The organism is Streptomyces sp. NPDC098789, assembly GCF_044759975.1.
GTDB lineage: Bacteria > Actinomycetota > Actinomycetes > Streptomycetales > Streptomycetaceae > Streptomyces.
The window spans coordinates 1-1,399 of the sequence record NZ_JBIWAJ010000067.1; the positions used below are offsets into that span (position 1 = coordinate 1).

Here is a 1,399-nt window from a genome sequence, read left to right on the forward strand (position 1 = left end):
GGCCTAGTAGTGCTTTGTTACCTGGTGTCGTAGGGCTGCCACGGGGTGGGTTGTCGGCAGGTGGGGCAGGTGCCGGTCCAGGTGGCGATGAGGTGTTGGAGGAGGTCCAGGGCCTGGTAGAGGGTCAGGCCCTGGCAGGGGCTTTTGGGCAGGTCCGTTGTTCGGTCAGGAAGAGGTGGGCGGCAGTGACGAGGGTGACGTGGCGGTGCCAGCCGGTGAACGAGCGGCCCTCGAAGTGGTCCAGGCCCAGCCCGGTTTTCAGTTCGCGGTAGTCGTGCTCGATCCGCCAGCGTGACTTCGCCAGCCTGACCAGGTCCTTTACCGGAATGCTGGCGGGCAGGTTCGAGATCCAGTACGTGGTCGGCTGGTCCTGGCCTTCGGGCCATTGGGTGATCAGCCAGGTCAGCCCGATCGTGCCGTCGGCGGCGGGTTTCGGGCGCCGTCCGGCCAAACGGACCCGCAGGATCACGAAGTGCGAGCTCAGCGCGGCCTTGGAGCCCTTGCGCCAGAGCACTGCTCGTCCTCGTTCCCGTCCCGCGGCCTGGACGAGTTCGCGCAGCGGGACCGGGCGGGTGCGGTAACGCGGCAGCGGCCTGGGGCCGAGTCCGCCATAGGCGGGCCGGTGCGGGACGGCATCCTCGCGGTGGGCGGTCATCTCTCCTTTCACCTGCAGGACGTAGGCCAGGCCGCGGTCTTCCAGGCCGTGGCGGAAGTCGGCGTTCGCGCCGTAGCCGGCGTCCGCGACCAGCGCGGCGGGCCGCAGCCCGATGCCGGAGAGTTCGTCGAGCATGTCCAGCGCGAGTCGCCACTTCGGCTGATGGTGGGTGTCCTCGGGGATGCGGCAGGCCGTCCGACGGGCGGTCATCTCGGGGACGTCCCAGGAGGCGGGCAGGAACAAACGCCAGGCCAGCGGGCACGAGGCGGTATCGGAAGCGGCGTGGACACTCACCCCGATCTGGCAGTTGGCGACCTTCCCCAAAGTCCCGGAGTACTGGCGGGCCACACCTGGGGACGCTTTCCCGTCCTTGGGAAACCCGGTGTCGTCGACCACCCACACCTGAGGCCTGACCACCTGCACGGCCCGCCACGCGAGCCGGGCCCGCACCTCCTCGACCGGCCAGGTCGAGGAGGTCATGAACTGCTGCAACCGCTGATGGTCGACCCCGAGGCGTTCGGCCATCGGCTGCATCGACTTGCGCCGGCCCTCCAGCAGTAGCCCTCGCAGATACAACTGGCCCTTCGCCTGCCAGTCCGGCCGCACCAGCGGCGCGAACACGTCACAGGCGAACTCCTCCAACCGACCCCGCACCCCGGCAAGCTCCCCAGCCCTCATACAACCAGCGAACTACCAGACACCCGACCTGACAAGACCCGCTAACAAAGCACTACTAGGGAGTGT

1 protein-coding gene is annotated in these 1,399 nt (G+C 68.5%); it reads right to left on the minus strand.

Annotation, left to right across the window (positions count from 1 at the left end; genetic code table 11):
- Nucleotides 1–124: 124 nt before the first annotated feature.
- Nucleotides 125–1,333, minus strand: coding sequence for an IS701 family transposase (locus ACIQWR_RS41500; protein WP_404021376.1), 1,209 nt, complete (start codon nt 1,331–1,333; stop codon nt 125–127).
- Nucleotides 1,334–1,399: the final 66 nt, after the last annotated feature.

What these genes read in the sequence shown, in the direction of transcription:
- ACIQWR_RS41500 (WP_404021376.1), bottom strand. Translation starts at nt 1,333, where the DNA reads ATGAGGGCTGGGGAGCTTGCCGGGGTGCGGGGTCGGTTGGAGGAGTTC.